The organism is Clostridium sp. AF50-3, assembly GCF_003477445.1.
Lineage (GTDB): Bacteria > Bacillota > Clostridia > Lachnospirales > Lachnospiraceae > Otoolea > Otoolea fessa.
On sequence record NZ_QUDH01000002.1, the window covers coordinates 349,300 to 367,096 of the forward strand.

Here is a 17,797-nt window from a genome sequence, read left to right on the forward strand (position 1 = left end):
GAAATCAACTGCGCGTATTCCGTTTTCGTGTAATGCCGCTTAATTTACACCACCACCTTTCTATACCTGGTGATCCACAGGACCTTCGATCCGGGGACCGCCTCGAAACCATTCTCCGTTTTTCTTTGCCTACTCTTATAGGTCTGTCCTTCGATTCGAACGACGTCGCCCTCTTTGACCGGTTGCCGATTGTAGTCGCGTTTATCAACCTTACACTCTATGGTTTTGCCATTTGCCAGCGCATACAGCGTGAGCCACGGCGTCCATTTTGTATTGACCGACATTACCAGCGCCAGACCCACATACTTCTTATCTACGATGTCCACGTAACCGAGATTTTCTTTCTGGTATGAAATGCGCTCCATAATCGTCGCTGGCGGCACTTGAATCGTCGCAGCCAGATATTTCAACAAGCGAAACATATCAACCTTCGTGAAGGTTTTCTCGGATTCTTTCCCGGCGAACTGGCGAACATCCATTTCAGTGATGTATTCTCCCAGCTTCGGGATTTTATCCTTCTTGATTTGTTGCTTACCATATACTTCTCCAAACAGGTTGTTGATTGTCAGCAAAAGGTTGACATCACCAAATTCAGAAAAATAGTCCAGCTCGATCAAGATCTGAAGCTGCCGGGAATTGCAGGAGGTCTTTTTTACTGCGACGAGAAGACCGATAAAGTCTTCAAACTGCTCGTCTTTTAGCGCATACAGTTCATCCGCGACCTGGGCGTTCATAAACTTGATTGAACCAATACCCTTATAGATTTCCCGTGATTCCGCGTTGCAGAAATACACCGCCTTGGAATGCCGGAATTTAGGTGGAAGTATCTGAATCCCGTGCGCTTTTGCATATCGGGTCAGAGCCAGCGTCTTTTCTTCCTTATCGACGTTGATGTTGAGCGCCGTCGTGATGAATTCGACCGGGTAATGATAGCGCAGCCAGCCAGAAACGTATCCTTCATAGGAGTACGGCTGAGAATGGTTAAGAGAAAATAGATAATTAGATGCATCAATGATGACCTGGAGGAAAGCAGTAATCGTTTTCTCACTTTCTTCTGGCGACATACCATAATTCTTTTTCATCGTTTCAGTAAATCCCGCGATGTAATGATCTTTCTTAGGTTCGCCGTCGAGACCTATCATGTAGCCGCCGTTTTTGATAACCGGGATATGGTTTTCTGTTCCGAGTTTTTTTGCGAAGCAGTTGTGAACCACCATTCCATCTGCGATGTAGTTATGAGTTTCTTCTACTTCGAGGTCATACACATGAGAAAGTCCGCTTGCGTACCCAATATCCGTCACACACTCTAAGCGTAATGGTCCCGATTCATCGCGAGCCACTATGCGATCTGAAATTGTCAAATCGCCGCATCTAATCCAACCACGTGCCGTCAAAATCTTATGTTCCGCAGTCGCAAGCAGTTCTTTTTGTGAATCAGTACGAATAAAATACGTTATCTGTATCCCGTTGTCATATACCTTGTTTACTCTTCTAGGCACAAGCGGAGCGCCCATCTCACCACAATAAGACAAGACCATTTCACCCGGTAAAATGTCTCTAATCTTTTTTCTGGTTCCATCTCCCATTAGGATTTCTGTGTACTCATCAACGCAGCGTCTTACAATATCTGCCTCGCCCATCGTAAAACCACAATATTGATGCAGAAATTCAATGATCTGACACTGGAACACTAGATAGCCAAATGTGGGCTTTAGGAAATCGTCGATAGCCTGCGATCCACTCTTCCGGACAACGCCGTTTGCCAAATCATCGCGGTAGGATGCGCCCGCCGGTCTGATTGCCGAATTTCCGATCGTGAGCAACGTCATTCTATCAACGTGTTCATCGACCGCCTGGAATTTCTTGATGTTCTCATCCGACAAGAGTTTCTTAATATAATCCGCGCCGGTATCCGACTCCCACTGGAAGATTCCTGTGCTGTCATCTCGCATCGAGTTCCAAACGGCGACATCGTTAATATCAACATTATCCGGGGTCAACCGCGGGATCCCCGCCAGTTTACATGTGTCATTGATCAGCTCAATCGTGTCCAGCCGCAGCAAATCTAGTTTTACATAGTTCAGTCCGTCAATCTCCTTCATATAAATCTGGCTGATCGGGTATTTTGAGGTAGACGTCGTGAACGTAGCCATGTGCTCGGTCAGACTCTCTGGACTCACACATAGCCCGCAAGGATGAGAACCTACCGATACTATAACGCCTTTTACAAGGTCAACATATTTAAACAGCTCCGGATACTTCTTCCGCAACTTTTCTTCATTCGATTCGAAGGCTTTGCAAATCTCATCTACCTCATCAAGAGGGATTTCCAATGCTCGACCTACATCTCGAATTGCACCCTTGTCTGCGATTGTATTGAAAGTAATGATGTCCGAACAATACAACCCGGTCTTGGAAAAAATATAATCTTTAACTTCTTCGATTCGTGATGGAGGGAAATCCGTATCAATATCACTTAAAGACACTCTCTCAATATTCATGAATCTTTCAAAGTTCAGATTGTGCTTGATACTATCCATCTCAGTAATGCCGAGTAACCAGGCGATTACCGACCCATTAACCGATCCTCGACCATATCCGACTTGAATATCCTGTGTCCGACACCAATTCAGAATATCCTCCATCAGAAGCATGAAGTCTATCGCGCCGTTATGCCGGTACGCCTTCAACTCCTCTTCGATTCTGTCGCGATATTCCTGATAGTTTGGGTATTTGTCTACCCCACGCCGAACAATTCCCTCTTCAATCTTTCTCAAAAAGGTTCCTTCGGAATCAGCCCATAAATGGGGGTACTTATACGATTCATCAAGCGGAAACTCTTCGACCATGTCTGCCAGCCGATTTGTATTCTCGATTGCTTCCAGCACAACCTCCATCGGCAGCACATTCTGCTTTTTATATGCTGCGACAAGTTCATCATATGTCTTAAATGTCAGATCCCACGAGTCTTCATCGGCAAAGTGAACTTTCTTAGCCTTCTGCAGAATCGCACGTCCAACCATGTGCTCGGCGTTCAGCGCGTGAGTATCGGTTCCGGCAATCAGCGGGATTCCAGTGTTTTTACTTAGTGAAAAAAGGTATTTGTTGTATGCACCTTGCTCTCCCGCCGCATCCGAATGGTGCTGAATCTCAAGAAAACACCGATGCTTGTTCTGGATCAGAAAATTGATAAAAACCTCCCGCACGTCATCCTCGCCGTTGTGAAGAATTCCGCCCAGGCAAGCCGTCGATACGATGATATTATCCGAAGTATTGATCAGCTCATCCAACGTAATACGCGGTGCATAGTAATAATGCCCGTCCTGCCGGTTAAACGATGCGCTCGAAAGCTGATTCAGTTCTTTGACACCCTCAAAATTCTTGGCATAGAGCGAACAGTGATAATTGTCGCGGATCTTCGTCGGCGCGCCATACTCTCCCGGCTCAATCGTCTTTGTCACATAAAACTCTTCGCCGTGAATGTACTTCATGCCCGCCTTTTCAATATGGCGTTTCTTATTGACCCACGAAAACACGCTGCCATGCTCGGTAAAAGCCATTGCCTTCATCCCCAGTTCTTTTGCCCGCGCGATGTAATCGTCGTATTTGGTAATACTGTCAATATTGGTTACGCCGTTGGAAAGGTCGCTATGCAGGTGGATGTATGTAAAATTCTTTTCTATTCTTCCTCATCCTCCTCGCTCGCATATAAGCAACTATTTCTAAAGCCGCACAGGACGTGGCAGAGCATATAGCTTTTTTTCGCCGGAAATTCTTCTTCCTGATAGATTTTTTCGATTGTCTCCAGCGCCCAGTTCAGCGCCGCCTCATAGTCTTCTTGATTAAATTCGATAACAGAAATGTTTTTGTCAAAAAAATGATTCCAGACGATTTTGTCCGGGTATTTCCCGTATAAATCGTAGACTGCCTTAGAATAGAGGTACATTTGCTTGCTGTATGCCGCCAGGTTATCTGCCTGCGACTTCAATGGCTGCCCGTTTTTTCCGAAGAATTTGCCCGCACTCTTATGATCTACCAGTAAAATTTCTCCGGTTTCTTTATGCCGCAACAACAGATCGATGTACCCGATCATAGAATATTTTCCAATCTTGAAATGCACTTTCATCTCAACACCCAGGACTTCATAGTCCTGCAATTTTTCCATGTCAAACTCGGCAAAATACTCTAATGCCTGACAATATTTCTTTTCAACTGTAGTCTGCCGCGCTGGATATGATATATTTTCCTCATAGTGTTCCATGAAATAATCAGCCGCATCGTCAATCGACAGCTCGCCTTTAAAAATCATCTCATTGATCTCGTGGACATAGCCGCCGATGTCGGAATAATAATTGCCCTCGTCCAGGTCCTCTCCTTCAATCTTTTTCAGATAAAAAGCATACGGGCATTCTTCGAACTGATGCAGCCTGGAAAAGGAAAATACCATCTTGTCCAAAATTTTATCATAACCCAAATTTCACACCAACTTTCCTCCTGTTCTCATATAATTTTTGGAAAATGTCGCCGCCTAAATCAATAGGACTATTTTTACCCTCTTTTCCACCAAGCACGCCTTCCTGATCTTCGATGATGTATACATTTGTGAACCTTGCCAGCCGCCGGATATCCTCTGCGATTTTTGCATTTTGGTAACATACGTCGCTGTCATACGCCAGCACCACATCAACGCGCAACGAAATCAATAAGCGGATCTGTTCCGGCGTTAGATCATGTTTCTCCGCCGAAATCGTATTCTTGATGCCGCAATCCCAGCATTTCATAACGCTCTTTATACTCTCAAAGACGATTGCCTCATGTTTCTCCCGGATAAACGGTTCTGTCAGATGCAATCCCTGAAAATAGTCCATAGTACCAACCGTTTTATAGTTGATATACTTTTGCAGGTGCATCTCCTTATAATTGGGGAAGCGAGTACGCCCTTTAATGTTAATCAGCTCTCCGGCACGATTTCTGACCGGATATACGATTCTATTTGCCCGATTATCCACGCGCACTTCAAACGCTTTCATCGTCGCAGCGCTGATTCCCTCTTGAAGCCATTCTGCCGGGACCTCATCGGCGTACCTCAAATACTCCGCCTCATCCACTACGGGATGCTCAATCACTTTCTGTGACGTCCCTCTTTTCATTTTCCGGAGAAAGCGCACTGTTTCCGATGTACAGAGTTTTTCCGAATCAATCTTTGCCAATCTGCAGACTTTTTGCACCGCCTCATCAATCGACAACCCCTCATACTTCATGAGATACTGTATAATTCCGCCACCGCGACCACAGCTAAAACAATAGAACAGATTTTCCCGCGTATTGACCGAAAAGGACGGTGTTTTATCATCGTGCAACGGGCATTTCCCATACAGATCGCCATTGCTTCGTGGAGAAAGTTCGATGAAGTTCCCCACATAATCCGCCAGATTTACTTTCTGATTGAGTTCCCGCAGGAAATCTTCATCGTATTGCATCATTCTCCTCCTATCTTATCTTTTAAATATCAACTTTTATCGCCCCTCATCAAACGAGTTCTCGCCCAAATGAGCGCCAGCATTATTGTCTTTTCCTACTGAATTTTTATATGACCAGTCCTTAAAATACTTCTCCTCAGCCCTTTTTCTGGCGGCTATTGCATCGGTCTTATTATTAAATAAGCCCAGATATACCTTCCTTTTATTTACTTGAATTTCGGCACTCCACCGCCCTCGATTCTTGCAAAAATAAACTCCCGTCGTTTCAGACGTGTTATCTTTGCGGAGAGAAGTATTCATCATATTCTTGCTCTGACTGCCTATTCGAAGAAATTCCTTTCGATTATCAGATGGATCGTGTTTCTTATGATCGACAATTTCTCCTTCTTTGGCATTCATCACAAGTCGATGCAAGTATACATATTTCTGATTTTCGTCCTTAGAGCCTATGTATCCATTAGCCATTTCCAACCAGCAGTATCCTTTGATTTTGTCATAATCTTCCAAGTCAAAATAAAATTTTCTGCTTGTATTAGATGCAAAGCCAATCCCATACTCCTCAGACGACAAATCGTACCGATTGTATTTCTTATGAACGGTACTAGCCACTTCCTTAACTAGGCATCCGCAACTTCTTGTCGTACCAGCCCTAAGTTTTTCCCCAACAATTTCTACATCTTTTCTCCCACAGTCACAATCGCAGTAATACATCAGCCGTTTTCGTTTACCAGAAGTATTTTCTGATAACCGCGTCACCACCAACCTTCCAAATCGCTTTCCGATCATTTCAATTCTTTTCACTTACCGCTTCCTTAATCAAACTCATTCGTTTTCGTATGCTGTTTCGCCTCCGAAATCATCATCCTGTCGCCATCAAACACAAAATCCAAATATTCTTCCTCATCATCTTCCGGCATCTGCGCGCCCAAACGATTAATATAAATCTTCATTCCAGCGTTGCCGCATTCGGGACCATCCTTCATGATTTGATCCGGCGTCTTTAAAAACCACTTGATACCAACCGATAGATACCGGTTAATCTTGATGGAATCGCCAATTTTTCCGTCGCGGTTAAGCTGTGCGGCAGATAATACCGCCATATTCAGCTCGCCGCCAATCTTATTCTTTAAGAAATCGGTAATGCGACCTAAGACATTGTAGTTGACACTCGAATCGCTCTCGTTACTCTTGATGTAGTCGTAGATCACGAATTGCAACCCCATCTTATATTTCAGAATCTTACAGATCGCATACAGCTCTTCTTCTGTGATGTCTGGGCGGTACATATGAACAAATGGCTGTTTCTTCATCCACTCGTTCGCATCAGCAATTCGCCGCGCCTCTTCCTCGTTGTATCTGCCGTTCTTAATCCGCTTGACTTCGATCCCAGTCAGCGCCGCCAGCACACGTTCGTAAAAGAGTCGGTCTGACATTTCTCGGTCGATATACAAAGTCGGGATACCATTTGTGATTTTGTGTAACGCTTCCAGCATAAGGATGACTGATTTGCCCTGCTTGTACGATGCCTGAATCAGAATCAACTCTGTCGGCTCGTATGTAAACCACTCATTCAAAACCGGAAACATCGACGGAATGCCATAAATACCATCCGGCGTCCGGCGGGAACAGATTTCTCCCCATAGGTCGTCAACCTCGTCGCCCATCATCTTGATCTCTTCTGACACGACATATTTCTCATCGAGCTTGGCTATGATATCGTTCCGATGCTTCGTCAGCTCGCCCAGCGACATTTCCTTATCAAAGCACAGTTTTTCCAGTGCGCTCATATTCCGGATCAAATCCCTCTTGTACGACAGCGTGACTACTCTCTGTGCTAAGAGCTTGTACTCTTCCAGCGTGCCACGCGCAGTTTCGGCGCAAAGGTCGATATATTCTTGTAGCGACGGAAGATTGTAATTCTGAATTGTTTGTTTGACCGCCTTATTGCTGTTGAGCATATTAGAAATATTTAGCGCATCTATATTTTCAACGCCCGCCTTATACAGTTCTGAAATCGCCCAGTAAATACAGCCATTATCCGTTGCATAAAAATATCCCGGCTTCAAATAATCCGTATGCAGGATAAATTCAGGATGATACACCAGCGTTGCAATGACCCCGCTCTCCGCCTGGACATCATTTAACTCAGATAAATCCACTCAACCCCCTCCTATCCGAATAAGTCGCCAATATCTTTCGTCTGCTTTGGCGCAGCAAAAGAAAATGTCGGCGCTTTCTGTGGTGCGGCTTCAAACTTAACCGCCCTAACCTTCTGCGACTGTTTCTTCTTCCAGGCTTCCTTGACCTGATACCGATCGACCAGATAGTGAAGGGAATATGGAGAACGAATTGAAATTTTTGTATTGATTGCAAATTTTAATGCGAATAACAGATATGATGATTCGATATGTTTTGTGAAAACAATGTTGTTTATGACAGACAGAAGTTGCGGCATCACAACCGTATTGCTTATTTTTTCCCGGTACAGCCTTTGAATCTCCTGCATATTATAGTAGATTTCCGCACAGTCGGAGTGAAAGTATCGTCGCCCGACCTGCACAGCCTCCTCCTGCGATACCTCGCAGGATTCGTGCTGACAGTGGCGAAATCCGCACTTATACACTTTTGGTTTCGCCATTCAGTCCTCCCTTAATTAAACGGAAGACCTTCGTCTTCTGTGTCATCGGGAATATCCATAAAGCCGTCATTAGATTTCTGTGCCGGTCGGTTTCCAGCCGGTTTCACTGAATCATCTCCGCTCTTTCCGTCCGCAAATTCCTGATTTTCTACAGTAACTTCGGTTGTATAAACTTTCTGACCGTCCTTGTTTGTATAGGAACCGGTAGTAATACGACCCTCTACCAGAACGCGCATTCCCTGGCGGAAGTATTTCTCGGCAAACTCACCGGCTTTACCAAATACAACACACGAAATGAAGTCCGCAGCCTGTCCTTCGTCCTGTGCTTTTCTGCGACGGTCAACCGCTAATGTGTAATGTGCAATCGCCATTGGCTCGTTGCCCTGTGTGTATCTAACTTCCGGATCTCTAGTTAATCTTCCCATCAGAATTACTTTGTTCATAAAATTTGGTCTCCTTTATGTGATTTATTTGCTAGGCAATCTTGCGAACTGCCATCAGCTTCTTTTTTAGCTCTTTCAGTTTCTCGTTGTCGTCGCAGAGACGCGGATCTCCATTTTCATCTGGAAGAACTTCTTTACAAATCTCCATAACTTTCAGCTTAGTTTTCTCTGAAAGCGCACATTTCTTATTCAGAACTTCCATACACTCTGCCTGTAACTTATTCATTTGCAGAACCGACTCGGCAGCATCTTCCTTTGTCCACATATGTAGACCAACGCCCCACATACTCAGATTCTTTGCGAAACAACGCATGATCGACTTATAAATATCGTCCAGCCGCGCCGCCGGAAGCTTTGCTTTGCCGTTTTTGGTGTCATACTCATACGGGGTAGAACCAAGTCCCTTATAAGATGTGTTGTAAACCGGCAGATTCATTTCCTTCGAAATGCCGTTGATCGTTACTCTGGTACGAACCTCTAAGCCCAGCGGCGTATCAAAATATGGCAACTCTTCGGTGTACCGAATATGTTTTTCTCTGGTTGTGGTCTCATCGACGACTGTATGGATAATCTCTTCAACCTCTTTGGTTTGGCGCAGGAACTCATACTTGACGTCATCGAAGTTCTTGCAAACCTCAGAATACACTGTCGCCCACGGCAGGTAATTCAGCGACGTTCTGCCAGTCTCCTTGACCTGTTCACGTTCCGATGTATCAATATCGTATAATGTATTGAACACCGTTTTTTCTAACTGCTTGATGTTTTCCAAACTGTATCCTCCTTCTATTTATATGGGCGCCGCGATTGACGCCCTATATATTACTTCCATATTTGCCTCACGAGTTTTTCTAATTTCGTAAACCCTCTTCAAAACGTTCATAAGAAAAATCAGAGAGCTTCTTGGCGAGTCGCATTTTGGCAATGGCAAGCCCTTTATTTACGTCGAAATCATCGGATGGACTGCAGGTTGCCTCTCCTCGTAAGCGGTTAATTGATGGAGAATATACTCTATGAGGTCTAACCTGCACTTTCTTCCCATTTGTACGATATACCGCATTTATTCTATTAAGGTGCTGTCCGATAAAGCCGAAATACTGGATATTGGTAGGCATCCACTCCGACCATACTCTTTCCGGCACGATTTTGAAATACTTCTCAAACTCCCTATAAGTCATAGTCGCCCGGGGCGAGCGACCTACCTCAGAGTCGCAGCTACGAAAGTTAAATGTAATATTCCCATCCTCATCGATCCGATCAACCTCAAACTTGGTGCCAATCTTTTTGAATGCGCGGGTTTCCTTAACCAGCTCAATTTTATCGCCTTTTATAATCATTAAATTCCTCCTTAAATGTATTCACCCTTTACGTGTCCCTCGATGATACCCGCCTTTTGCAATCGCTCCATGTATTTTTCCACTTCCTGATAACATTTCACAGCGACTCGATTCGGCTCATCATATGTTGGCTTCGACAATATGCCTTGATAGTCATATGGTTGCCCGAATAAATCGTCAAGCACATCTATTCGAAAATTTTCCGAATGTTCCTTTGGTATTGATACAGTAAACGAAATCCCTTGGCGTGGCAAAATAACCTTATTGAAAACCCATTTTCCAATCGCTCCAATCCATCGGAAACCACTCTCGACCATTTTTTCATCCGATAAAAGATTAGCTTTTAACTTCGCGTTATTACCAGAAACACTGATTTCGCACTCTGGAAATACAATGTATGGTTTACACATTTCAACTGCCATACACACCGGCTTTTCAATCGTCTCAGACCACCAACCGCGGACTCTTCCGATCGTTTCCTGTGTAGCCATGCCCGTATCATTTATAAAATACCAACGCTTTCGAGAATATTGTGCCAAAACCACACGCGCTCATTGCAGAACACATAAGTTATCCAATAAATTTTACCTTGTTCCGGCACTCTCGTCGCGTCATGAATATCAATCCACATTCTCACCGCCTCCGAAATAATCCTCAATCCTTTTCATCATTTCATCATCTTCTGGGAAAAACGGGTCTCTTTCCTTGGCAATCGTTCCCAACACATTCATCATCATCTGTCCAAACCGCCAATCAGGACACTTGCTTTCCCAAATATCCGCCAGCTTATCACAGAAAACGCGGATTCTTGCCTTATCCCTCATTACCCTCTCCTTTAATTGGAATCCATTCCGTTACTTCAATGATCTTTTCGTAAGTGTGTTTTCTGACCTCAACCGGCTGATCCTCAAAATCATTTTCCTGGCACTCAGTTAAACCACGCATCCAAAGGATAGAAAAATATCTGCCGTCTAACTCAACAATGCTTTCCATCTCTCTCACCCAGCGATGCTCGTACCCTTCTTCGTCACAGATCGAATGCTCATAACATAATCTCGCCAGCTCATTCTTATCCAGTTTTTCTCCGGCATCAATCTTTGCCAGCATTTCTTTTTCAAAATCCTTCATATCCACCTCTTATTCCGCGATAATATTTTGTTATGAACATTAATGTTCTGTTCCAGCCGGGCGATTTCTTCCTGGACTAACCGATTATACTCGGCAACGCATTCTTCGTAAGTGTCTGCGAAGATGTGCTGATATACACTGAACTTGCGAGTATTCGAAACAGATCCATCTCTTTTCAAGGGATAAAATTCTAAATAACCTGTCCCCATAATAATTCCCTGTATTGGTTTCTGTTTTACAATCATGTGAAATTGCTTTTTATTTGCAGAAACATAACCCGCCGCCCAAACGACTTTGTTTCGTGGTACATTGCTTTCTATATAGATCATCTCACACCTCCTTTAGCGGTCTCTCATATTCTTCCAGATGCTCTACAATCAAATCCTGCGGCAACAGATCGCGGCAAAAATACGCCGTCGCGAATGGACTTCCTTTCACTGGCTTCTCCATGTTTTCCGGGTTATGATAACAAATTCTGGAATCGAACGCTAAAATCTGGATTCCCTGTTTAAAAAATTCATATCGCGACTTACCCTGCAACGAATTGAGTGGCAATAACACGGCAAACGGTTTTCCAAGCTGATACAGCCGCTCTAAAATATCGTTCTTAATGGAAAATGGCGGATTCGTCACAACCACATCCCATTCCAGCGGCTCGTAGGTGAAGAAATTCTTGCCCTCCGCCAGCGATGTCCTTACCACATCAAAACCTTCCTCCCGCAGTTTTCGCGGAAATGCCGACCACGACTCATCGCATGGTGTCCATATCTTCGAAGTCTTGGGAAGATATTTCAGAATCGGATCTACCGCATAAAACGGCGTATATAAATCATCATTGCTCCGGCTCGACGTCAGAACTCCTTTGTTTATTGGCATTCTCAACCTCCTTCATATGTTCTTCGACTCTGCTTTTGCCTACACTATATATTTCTCTGTTCTTCTCGAAACAAATGAAATTTCTGCCACAGTTAATCGCGGCAATCGCAGTCGTCATGCTGCCAGCGCAGGTATCCAAAACCAAATCGCCCGGATTCGTATAACTCTTTATAATTTGCTCTATCAATGCAACGGGTTTTTGGGTTGGATGTAGCGCCGATTTTTGGGTGTCCTTCGGAAACGTCCAAACCGAAGTCGGATACCGCTCGGTGCTGTCGTAGGTTGTCAGAGTATTGATTTTTCCATAGTCTAGGGATTCTTTACAATGAATTTTGTGTTCAGATTTGCTTATTTTTCTTTCATGTCCGGTAGTCTTCTGAGGGTTGTATACCGGCAATTTCTTATAGAAAACACAGATATCTTCGTGGCTTCGCAACGGCATTCTCTTCGCATTCAAGAATCCGGTTGGCTGTGTTTTTTGCCAGATCAGATTATATCTCCACAACTTCGGATTGCTCGTCATCAACTGAGCTGTGAACATACCCTGCCCGAACAAGACGATTGCTCCGTGATCTGCAATGATTCTTTCATATTGTGACCAGAGCCGATCAAACGGAATGATAACATCCCATGAATTTCTTGCGGTAACTGCATAGGGAAGATCTGTGCAGATAAGATTTATAGATTTGTCCTCGATTTTAGACATTGCATCGAGGCAATCGACATTATAGACTTGATTTACATTCATTAGCACAGCACACCACGAGAAACGTCTTTGTTCCATGCACCGCGTCTGTACTCCGGCATCGTCTCCAGCTTGAAAGCGTTCTGGTTGTGAAGCTTGGTGATTTTCGCCAGAGATTTTGCAGAGATTCCAGACTCCGCCACTCCAAACGTAATGTAAGAATCCAGTTCTTCGTATGTAAAGCCGAGATTATCTTCATCGCTCTTGCCAGTCAGTCCATCAGACGGAGTTTTCTCAATCAGCTCTTCCGGCAACCCAAGGACACGACCGATTGCTTTAACCTCTGCGACAGTAGAACTACCAAGCGGAGAAGCGTCGCCCGCACAATCACCGTATCTGGTGGAAAAACCAACATAATTCTCGGATAGATTGCAGGTATTCATGACGCGACCATTTACACTCTGACTTACTGCATACAGCGTCGCCATGCGGATACGCGCCGGAAGATTGATCTTTGTCTGATCTGTTACTACTTTCAGATTCTCTTCAACACCATCCATAACCGCCGTAACCGCATCTTTGATATTGATCTCGATAGAATGCAGCCCCAGATGCTCAATCAGCTTATTTGCCGCATCAATATCTGCCTGTTCACCACACGGCATTTTCACGCCAAGAACCTTGTTTCGTCCAAGCGCCTCCACACATAACGCCGCAACCACACTCGAATCTTTTCCGCCACTGATGCCGATAACTGCATTGCAGTCAGGACCATTCTCCGCAAAGAACTCCTTGATCCACGCCACGATACGATTCTTTTCCGCCATCGCATCGAATGTATTTTCGATATAATCCTTAATTGTTTTCATACGTTACTTCTCCTCTCTCGATTTTTTCAATTAATGTAAGCAGTTCCCCATAGACCTGTCTCAGCCCGCCGCGATCATCAATGTATACATTTGCATACACCTTACGTCCAGGATAAGCCACAGATCCGTCGCAGTTGATACCCAAATACTTCACGCCTGCCGCATCCAGATAATCCCGGATCCAGGCTTCTTTTTCCGGTGCATTTCCGGTGAAAATGATAACCTCCGAATACGGCTCCCAGCGCCGAAGCAGCGCCATTAAATCGTCATAGCTTCTTCCGGCTTTATGGTAGTCGTACAGCGTGTCATCAAAATCAACCGCGAAAATCAGCCTGCCATACTTCTTAAATTCCTGCTCTAAGCGTTCATAAGATGCATTAGCTCTCAGGTAATAATCCATTACTCTCCTCCGTAAATTCTGTTTCTGATCGTCACAAAATCCTCATCTTTTAACAGCTTTCCGTCGCAGAACACCGGCTGTAAAAGCGTTTCTTTCGGCTCATGATATAAGCAATCCAGACAACGCAGTTTCCCGCCGGATTCAACCACATTGCAGTAACCTCTATGGGATTTCTTCATATGCGACGTATCTGTTTTCGGATTTTTATAGATAAAGAACCTCTGTTCCGCTCCATTTTCCTCGACCACGCCCAGCGTAGCTTTCATAGCAATACCATATGTGTCACGGGTCAGAGCAATCATTTTGCCATTCTCTTCAATCGTCGCCGCGAAGCAGAATGCACCAACTCCGAAAGTAATACAATTTGCGGCAAATCCCAGTTCTTTTAGCTGCTCCCAGATCGTCTCAACCGTTGTAAGCTGGCAGCCGTCGCCGTAGATGATGCCGATATGCGGATCAAGAACCTTGTAACCTTTCTCATTGGTTGTGCCGCCGAAGATTTCCCAGAGCTTCTGAACCGTCGCGACAGAAATTTTGACAATATCCCCGGAATCCGGACGGATCAGCATTTTTCCATTATGCTCCATAATTTCTTTTTTGCACTGTGGCAGCAGGTTATTTACCAGATTCCAGTAATCATATGTATCGGAAACCATACTGAACGACGTGTTTGGATACAATTCGGTGAGCATACGCTTGATAAATGTAATCTCATCGCCATCAACCGCGAAGTTTGCGCCTTGGCACGAATGTTCGGTGCTCACAGCTCCGCGACCAATTCCCGCCGCCAAACAATCCGTCCGATACATCTGTTCAATGTATGGAATCGCCGGAATTGTGCTTGTCTTGTTGAAGGAAAGCAGCCACGCCGCGGACGCATGAATTGCCTCATCCATACAGGACATACCACGCATACCGAAATCTGCCATCGCATCGAACGGACTTACGGAATCATCAACGGTCTCCCTATAATACTTCTCTGCCAGCTTATGATATTTCCAACCTACCGTCGCATGACAACACGGTTTCCACAGCGACGCCTGCAGTAAGCACTCGACCCACTGAGTTACCCACGCGAATCTCGAATCTGTGTTTGTAAGCTGGATACACGGAATCCCCATAGGAACTTTTGTTCCCTCCGGCAATGCAGACAGCTTAATCGGCAAGAACCCCAGTTCATGCAGTTCCATTACGCTTTCCAGGTCGTAGTTTCCCGCGCCAATCTGAATATCCATATAGCGATGATAAGATTCTTCGACTTCTGCCGCCGGGCGCTCAAAGAAATTCTTGTTAAAATATCCGATCAGATATTCCTTGATAAAACCCTGTAAACCAAAGAAAATCATTTCGTCGTCCGGATCTGTAAACATCGATCTGCGCGGCGTCCAATAAGACACCAGCTTCGCCAATCCCTTCGGGTAAATTCTTCGATGACACTGCTTATATGTGTCAGAAAGTAAAATTGCATTTGTGTCTATCATTTTATTTACTCCTTTAATTCATTATCGGTACGGAAATACCGTAATTTTTTCATGGTTCCCTCTAAACAGACTATCAGTCGTAAACAGCCGTGTCACAACGTCGTTTTCCAGCAAATATATCAGTGTGCCGTGTTCACGATCTAATACCGAATTTTCCGTATGACTTGCATAAGCATAAATATCGGAAACGCCCATTTTCTTCAATTCGCTGGCGCCATATGCCATGCTGCCACCATACGCGATGATGTCGTCAATCATCAGGATTCGCTTACCAGTTAAATCCAGCCCATCCGTTTCAACGTGAAGTCCGGTAATCTTGCCGGTATCCCAGTCGCGATGCTTGATTCCGTAGCAATATTTCATTCCCGGAACCATCCCAGAATATCTTTTTGCCGCACCCGCATCCGGGAAATACAGCACTGTATCCTGTGGAGTAGCATTCATTTCTTCGAGTGCTCCTTCGATAAATCTTTGAGCAGAGTCTATCTTGATGCGATCAATTAATGCTGCCGATACATCGCTATGAACATCTAAAACTGTTACCTCAACAAATCCGAGCCAGTTGATCACATCGGCAAACGCCCTTAAAGTAAAACATTCTGTACTCTCATGAATACGATCCATTCTAGCATTCGGAAGATATGGCATTGTAAGATATGAATTTATCTGGCACTCGTTTTTTAAATGTCTCGTAATATAGATCAGCGTCGATAATTCGCTCTCATCATCATATTTCCATAATATCGTAGCGGCAAAAGGCGCAATTTCACGCACACCCGGAATAGAAATACGTTGTGTTCCATCTGGAAAATGTTCCACCTTAACCTGCTTGTCATCAACCCAAATCATCCGATTCACCTATCTTTCTATATTCATCATAAACCTTGTTTTCACAGTAATAGAGGTTGTAGTCACACTGTTCAATGTACCACCAGCGTTTCTTATGCCCCTGCCGCAAGAAATCTTGGCAATAATCCGTCGCCTGATAATGATCATCAACCATCTGCCGGAAACTCAACTCATCAATCTCCTCTGATTCCTGGCAAATATCGGCAATTTCTGAAATCATTTCCTCGGTAAAATTCTGGTCTACCACATATACGACCCGGACAATCTGGTCTTCACCGAAGCGTTTGACCTTTTTCAAGTCGTCAATGGTATGGGCGTGGTATACGACTCTGTCAAATCCACCATACCGCAACGCATCAACAACGCCGCCATCCAAATGTGGGAAAATGCTTGTGTGAAGCTCGGTCTTTGCACCGGTTGGTAATTTCGTCCAGAACTTCCACCACCATATAAAGTGCTCTTTGAATTTCCATAACGGATCACCGCCACCAGAAACCGAAATCCAGTTACAGCCATTCTCGGCATAAGCTTTCGGCAACTCTTTCAATCCGTCCACCGTCGTCTTAGGAATGTTTAAGTGATTATTTTTTACGATACAGTACGGGCAGGTGTAATGACAGCCAAAATTTGTGATTACACTCAAATATTTATCCATCGTTTTCTCCTGTCACATTGATCTGACACGATTTCATAACCTCCATCGCGGCTTTGTGTTTCTCCGGTGTTGTCCCGGCGCAACAGCTTGCATCTACATAACTTCGAGGTTTTTAAATGCTGTTTTTATCGCCAGGGCATTTGCAATCACGCAGATATCAGAGCATACGCCACAAAGCTCTACAGAATCATCTTCATTTTCTAAGATTTCTTCCCAACTGCCATAAGCAAACGTATCTTTTTGAAAACGACTGCCTGGTGCGACAAAAGGGAGTTCAGTAATAAGTTTCATTCCTTCTGTTCCATATAAACAATGCGGAACTGGCAGATGTTTTCCTTCTAAGGAATCCATATAATGTTCTTTGGAATGACAATCCATTGTGCATAAAATTCGCCGTCCACTCTCTCGGTACTCATTCATCTTCTTTACCACATTCGGTACGATTGCTTGTGCCTCTGGGGTTCCCAGCACACCAGTTACAAAATCATTCTGCATATCAACTACAATTAAAATCTTTGCCATAATCTTCCTTTCTGGCGGAGCGTTTCGCCCCGCCGCTCGATTTCTACAGGTTTTCCAACATCTTCTGCAGGTCTTCTTTGCTCATCTGCTCCAGTGCCTCATTATCTTTCTTTTCCATCAGTTCAAGAATCTTCTGTCTCTTAGCGCTCTTCTCGCGCAGGTCTTTCAGTGCCGCAGCCTCTTCCTGTTTCACGGCAACGATGTGACGGATGATCTCAATCTTGTTTGCCAGACTTCATCCTCTGGAGATTTGTTCTCTAAAAGACTTTCTTCCTGCGACTGCTTAACCTCGGCATTCAGAGTTTTAAAAATTCCGTCCAGCGCCTTGACCGGCAGATCCCATAAATCTTCTACCGAAATGTTACCGCGATACGGGAAACGGTATTTACATCTTGCAGCCATCTCAAAAAATATTCTTTTTCTTTATTCATCTTTCT

The 17,797-nt window shown here is 44.4% G+C and carries 23 protein-coding genes; all 23 read right to left on the reverse strand.

Annotated features, from left to right (window positions below; all coding sequences use genetic code 11):
* Positions 1–44 precede the first annotated feature (44 nt).
* The 23 genes from DW085_RS04195 to DW085_RS19590 all read right to left on the reverse strand — a co-directional run bounded on the left by DW085_RS04195 (position 45) and on the right by DW085_RS19590 (position 17,762).
* Complete coding sequence (locus DW085_RS04195) at positions 45–3,683, reverse strand: PHP domain-containing protein (RefSeq protein WP_347474968.1); 3,639 nt, start codon at positions 3,681–3,683, stop codon at positions 45–47.
* Positions 3,680–4,474, reverse strand: a complete 795-nt coding sequence (locus DW085_RS04200; protein ID WP_118491503.1) for a PD-(D/E)XK nuclease family protein — start codon at positions 4,472–4,474, stop codon at positions 3,680–3,682. The genes DW085_RS04195 and DW085_RS04200 overlap by 4 nt, the downstream gene beginning before the upstream one ends.
* The gene (locus DW085_RS04205) at positions 4,464–5,483 is read right to left on the reverse strand and encodes a CHC2 zinc finger domain-containing protein (protein ID WP_118491505.1); all 1,020 of its coding nucleotides are present in this window, start codon (positions 5,481–5,483) and stop codon (positions 4,464–4,466) included. The genes DW085_RS04200 and DW085_RS04205 overlap by 11 nt, the downstream gene beginning before the upstream one ends.
* A gap of 33 nt (positions 5,484–5,516) precedes the next feature.
* Positions 5,517–6,281: a hypothetical protein gene (locus tag DW085_RS04210; protein ID WP_118491507.1), complete on the reverse strand. Its 765-nt coding sequence runs from the start codon at positions 6,279–6,281 to the stop codon at positions 5,517–5,519.
* 11 nt (positions 6,282–6,292) lie between these two features.
* On the reverse strand, positions 6,293–7,639 hold the full coding sequence (locus tag DW085_RS04215; RefSeq protein ID WP_118491509.1) for a DnaB-like helicase C-terminal domain-containing protein: 1,347 nt from the start codon (positions 7,637–7,639) through the stop codon (positions 6,293–6,295).
* Between the two features lie 11 nt (positions 7,640–7,650).
* The gene (locus DW085_RS04220; protein ID WP_118491511.1) at positions 7,651–8,118 is read right to left on the reverse strand and encodes a hypothetical protein; all 468 of its coding nucleotides are present in this window, start codon (positions 8,116–8,118) and stop codon (positions 7,651–7,653) included.
* Positions 8,119–8,129: 11 nt separating this feature from the next.
* Positions 8,130–8,561: a single-stranded DNA-binding protein gene (locus tag DW085_RS04225; RefSeq protein ID WP_118491513.1), complete on the reverse strand. Its 432-nt coding sequence runs from the start codon at positions 8,559–8,561 to the stop codon at positions 8,130–8,132.
* A 31-nt stretch (positions 8,562–8,592) separates the two neighbouring features.
* Positions 8,593–9,330, reverse strand: coding sequence for a DUF1071 domain-containing protein (locus tag DW085_RS04230; protein ID WP_182430774.1), 738 nt, complete (start codon positions 9,328–9,330; stop codon positions 8,593–8,595).
* 79 nt (positions 9,331–9,409) lie between these two features.
* Positions 9,410–9,895, reverse strand: a complete 486-nt coding sequence (locus DW085_RS04235) for a hypothetical protein (protein WP_118491517.1) — start codon at positions 9,893–9,895, stop codon at positions 9,410–9,412.
* 11 nt (positions 9,896–9,906) lie between these two features.
* Entirely contained in the window at positions 9,907–10,386 is a 480-nt protein-coding gene (locus tag DW085_RS04240) for a hypothetical protein (RefSeq protein ID WP_118491519.1), read from the reverse strand.
* 129 nt (positions 10,387–10,515) lie between these two features.
* Positions 10,516–10,719 carry a hypothetical protein gene (locus DW085_RS04245; RefSeq protein WP_118491521.1) on the reverse strand — a complete coding sequence of 68 codons (204 nt, stop codon included), beginning with the start codon at positions 10,717–10,719 and terminating at the stop codon, positions 10,516–10,518.
* Entirely contained in the window at positions 10,709–11,023 is a 315-nt protein-coding gene (locus DW085_RS04250; protein WP_118491523.1) for a hypothetical protein, read from the reverse strand. The genes DW085_RS04245 and DW085_RS04250 overlap by 11 nt, the downstream gene beginning before the upstream one ends.
* Entirely contained in the window at positions 11,020–11,352 is a 333-nt protein-coding gene (locus DW085_RS04255; protein WP_118491525.1) for a hypothetical protein, read from the reverse strand. The genes DW085_RS04250 and DW085_RS04255 overlap by 4 nt, the downstream gene beginning before the upstream one ends.
* 1 nt (position 11,353) lies before the next feature.
* Positions 11,354–11,899, reverse strand: a complete 546-nt coding sequence (locus DW085_RS04260) for a tRNA (adenine-N(6)-)-methyltransferase (protein ID WP_118491527.1) — start codon at positions 11,897–11,899, stop codon at positions 11,354–11,356.
* Positions 11,856–12,647 carry a site-specific DNA-methyltransferase gene (locus tag DW085_RS04265; protein WP_243033919.1) on the reverse strand — a complete coding sequence of 264 codons (792 nt, stop codon included), beginning with the start codon at positions 12,645–12,647 and terminating at the stop codon, positions 11,856–11,858. The genes DW085_RS04260 and DW085_RS04265 overlap by 44 nt, the downstream gene beginning before the upstream one ends.
* Complete coding sequence (gene nadE, locus DW085_RS04270) at positions 12,647–13,453, reverse strand: NAD(+) synthase (RefSeq protein ID WP_243033920.1); 807 nt, start codon at positions 13,451–13,453, stop codon at positions 12,647–12,649. Before nadE ends, DW085_RS04265 begins: the two co-directional genes overlap by 1 nt.
* Entirely contained in the window at positions 13,440–13,853 is a 414-nt protein-coding gene (locus DW085_RS04275; protein WP_118491529.1) for a hypothetical protein, read from the reverse strand. The genes nadE and DW085_RS04275 overlap by 14 nt, the downstream gene beginning before the upstream one ends.
* Positions 13,853–15,334, reverse strand: a complete 1,482-nt coding sequence (locus DW085_RS04280) for a nicotinate phosphoribosyltransferase (RefSeq protein WP_118491531.1) — start codon at positions 15,332–15,334, stop codon at positions 13,853–13,855. The genes DW085_RS04275 and DW085_RS04280 overlap by 1 nt, the downstream gene beginning before the upstream one ends.
* Before the next feature lie 21 nt (positions 15,335–15,355).
* Entirely contained in the window at positions 15,356–16,183 is an 828-nt protein-coding gene (locus tag DW085_RS04285; RefSeq protein WP_118491533.1) for a ribose-phosphate pyrophosphokinase, read from the reverse strand.
* Positions 16,170–16,838, reverse strand: a complete 669-nt coding sequence (locus DW085_RS04290) for a hypothetical protein (RefSeq protein ID WP_118491534.1) — start codon at positions 16,836–16,838, stop codon at positions 16,170–16,172. Before DW085_RS04290 ends, DW085_RS04285 begins: the two co-directional genes overlap by 14 nt.
* 93 nt (positions 16,839–16,931) lie before the next feature.
* Positions 16,932–17,360 (reverse strand): isochorismatase family cysteine hydrolase, encoded by a 429-nt coding sequence (locus tag DW085_RS04295; protein ID WP_347474966.1) that lies wholly within the window; start codon positions 17,358–17,360, stop codon positions 16,932–16,934.
* A gap of 43 nt (positions 17,361–17,403) precedes the next feature.
* The gene (locus tag DW085_RS19585; RefSeq protein ID WP_243033921.1) at positions 17,404–17,553 is read right to left on the reverse strand and encodes a hypothetical protein; all 150 of its coding nucleotides are present in this window, start codon (positions 17,551–17,553) and stop codon (positions 17,404–17,406) included.
* Positions 17,550–17,762 carry a hypothetical protein gene (locus DW085_RS19590; RefSeq protein ID WP_243033922.1) on the reverse strand — a complete coding sequence of 71 codons (213 nt, stop codon included), beginning with the start codon at positions 17,760–17,762 and terminating at the stop codon, positions 17,550–17,552. Before DW085_RS19590 ends, DW085_RS19585 begins: the two co-directional genes overlap by 4 nt.
* Between the last annotated feature and the right edge of the window lie 35 nt (positions 17,763–17,797).

Excerpts from the sequence above, each read along its gene's own strand:
- DW085_RS04275 (WP_118491529.1), bottom strand. The coding sequence starts at position 13,853 with ATGGATTATTACCTGAGAGCTAATGCATCTTATGAACGCTTAGAGCAG.
- DW085_RS04255 (WP_118491525.1), bottom strand. The coding sequence starts at position 11,352 with ATGATCTATATAGAAAGCAATGTACCACGAAACAAAGTCGTTTGGGCG.
- DW085_RS04290 (WP_118491534.1), bottom strand. The coding sequence starts at position 16,838 with ATGGATAAATATTTGAGTGTAATCACAAATTTTGGCTGTCATTACACC.
- DW085_RS04245 (WP_118491521.1), bottom strand. The coding sequence starts at position 10,719 with ATGAGGGATAAGGCAAGAATCCGCGTTTTCTGTGATAAGCTGGCGGAT.
- DW085_RS04205 (WP_118491505.1), bottom strand. The coding sequence starts at position 5,483 with ATGATGCAATACGATGAAGATTTCCTGCGGGAACTCAATCAGAAAGTA.
- DW085_RS04240 (WP_118491519.1), bottom strand. The coding sequence starts at position 10,386 with ATGGCTACACAGGAAACGATCGGAAGAGTCCGCGGTTGGTGGTCTGAG.
- DW085_RS04260 (WP_118491527.1), bottom strand. The coding sequence starts at position 11,899 with ATGCCAATAAACAAAGGAGTTCTGACGTCGAGCCGGAGCAATGATGAT.
- DW085_RS04285 (WP_118491533.1), bottom strand. The coding sequence starts at position 16,183 with ATGATTTGGGTTGATGACAAGCAGGTTAAGGTGGAACATTTTCCAGAT.
- DW085_RS04225 (WP_118491513.1), bottom strand. The coding sequence starts at position 8,561 with ATGAACAAAGTAATTCTGATGGGAAGATTAACTAGAGATCCGGAAGTT.
- DW085_RS19590 (WP_243033922.1), bottom strand. The coding sequence starts at position 17,762 with ATGGCTGCAAGATGTAAATACCGTTTCCCGTATCGCGGTAACATTTCG.
- DW085_RS04265 (WP_243033919.1), bottom strand. The coding sequence starts at position 12,647 with ATGAATGTAAATCAAGTCTATAATGTCGATTGCCTCGATGCAATGTCT.
- DW085_RS04220 (WP_118491511.1), bottom strand. The coding sequence starts at position 8,118 with ATGGCGAAACCAAAAGTGTATAAGTGCGGATTTCGCCACTGTCAGCAC.
- nadE (WP_243033920.1), bottom strand. The coding sequence starts at position 13,453 with ATGAAAACAATTAAGGATTATATCGAAAATACATTCGATGCGATGGCG.
- DW085_RS04295 (WP_347474966.1), bottom strand. The coding sequence starts at position 17,360 with ATGGCAAAGATTTTAATTGTAGTTGATATGCAGAATGATTTTGTAACT.
- DW085_RS04235 (WP_118491517.1), bottom strand. The coding sequence starts at position 9,895 with ATGATTATAAAAGGCGATAAAATTGAGCTGGTTAAGGAAACCCGCGCA.
- DW085_RS04250 (WP_118491523.1), bottom strand. The coding sequence starts at position 11,023 with ATGAAGGATTTTGAAAAAGAAATGCTGGCAAAGATTGATGCCGGAGAA.
- DW085_RS04280 (WP_118491531.1), bottom strand. The coding sequence starts at position 15,334 with ATGATAGACACAAATGCAATTTTACTTTCTGACACATATAAGCAGTGT.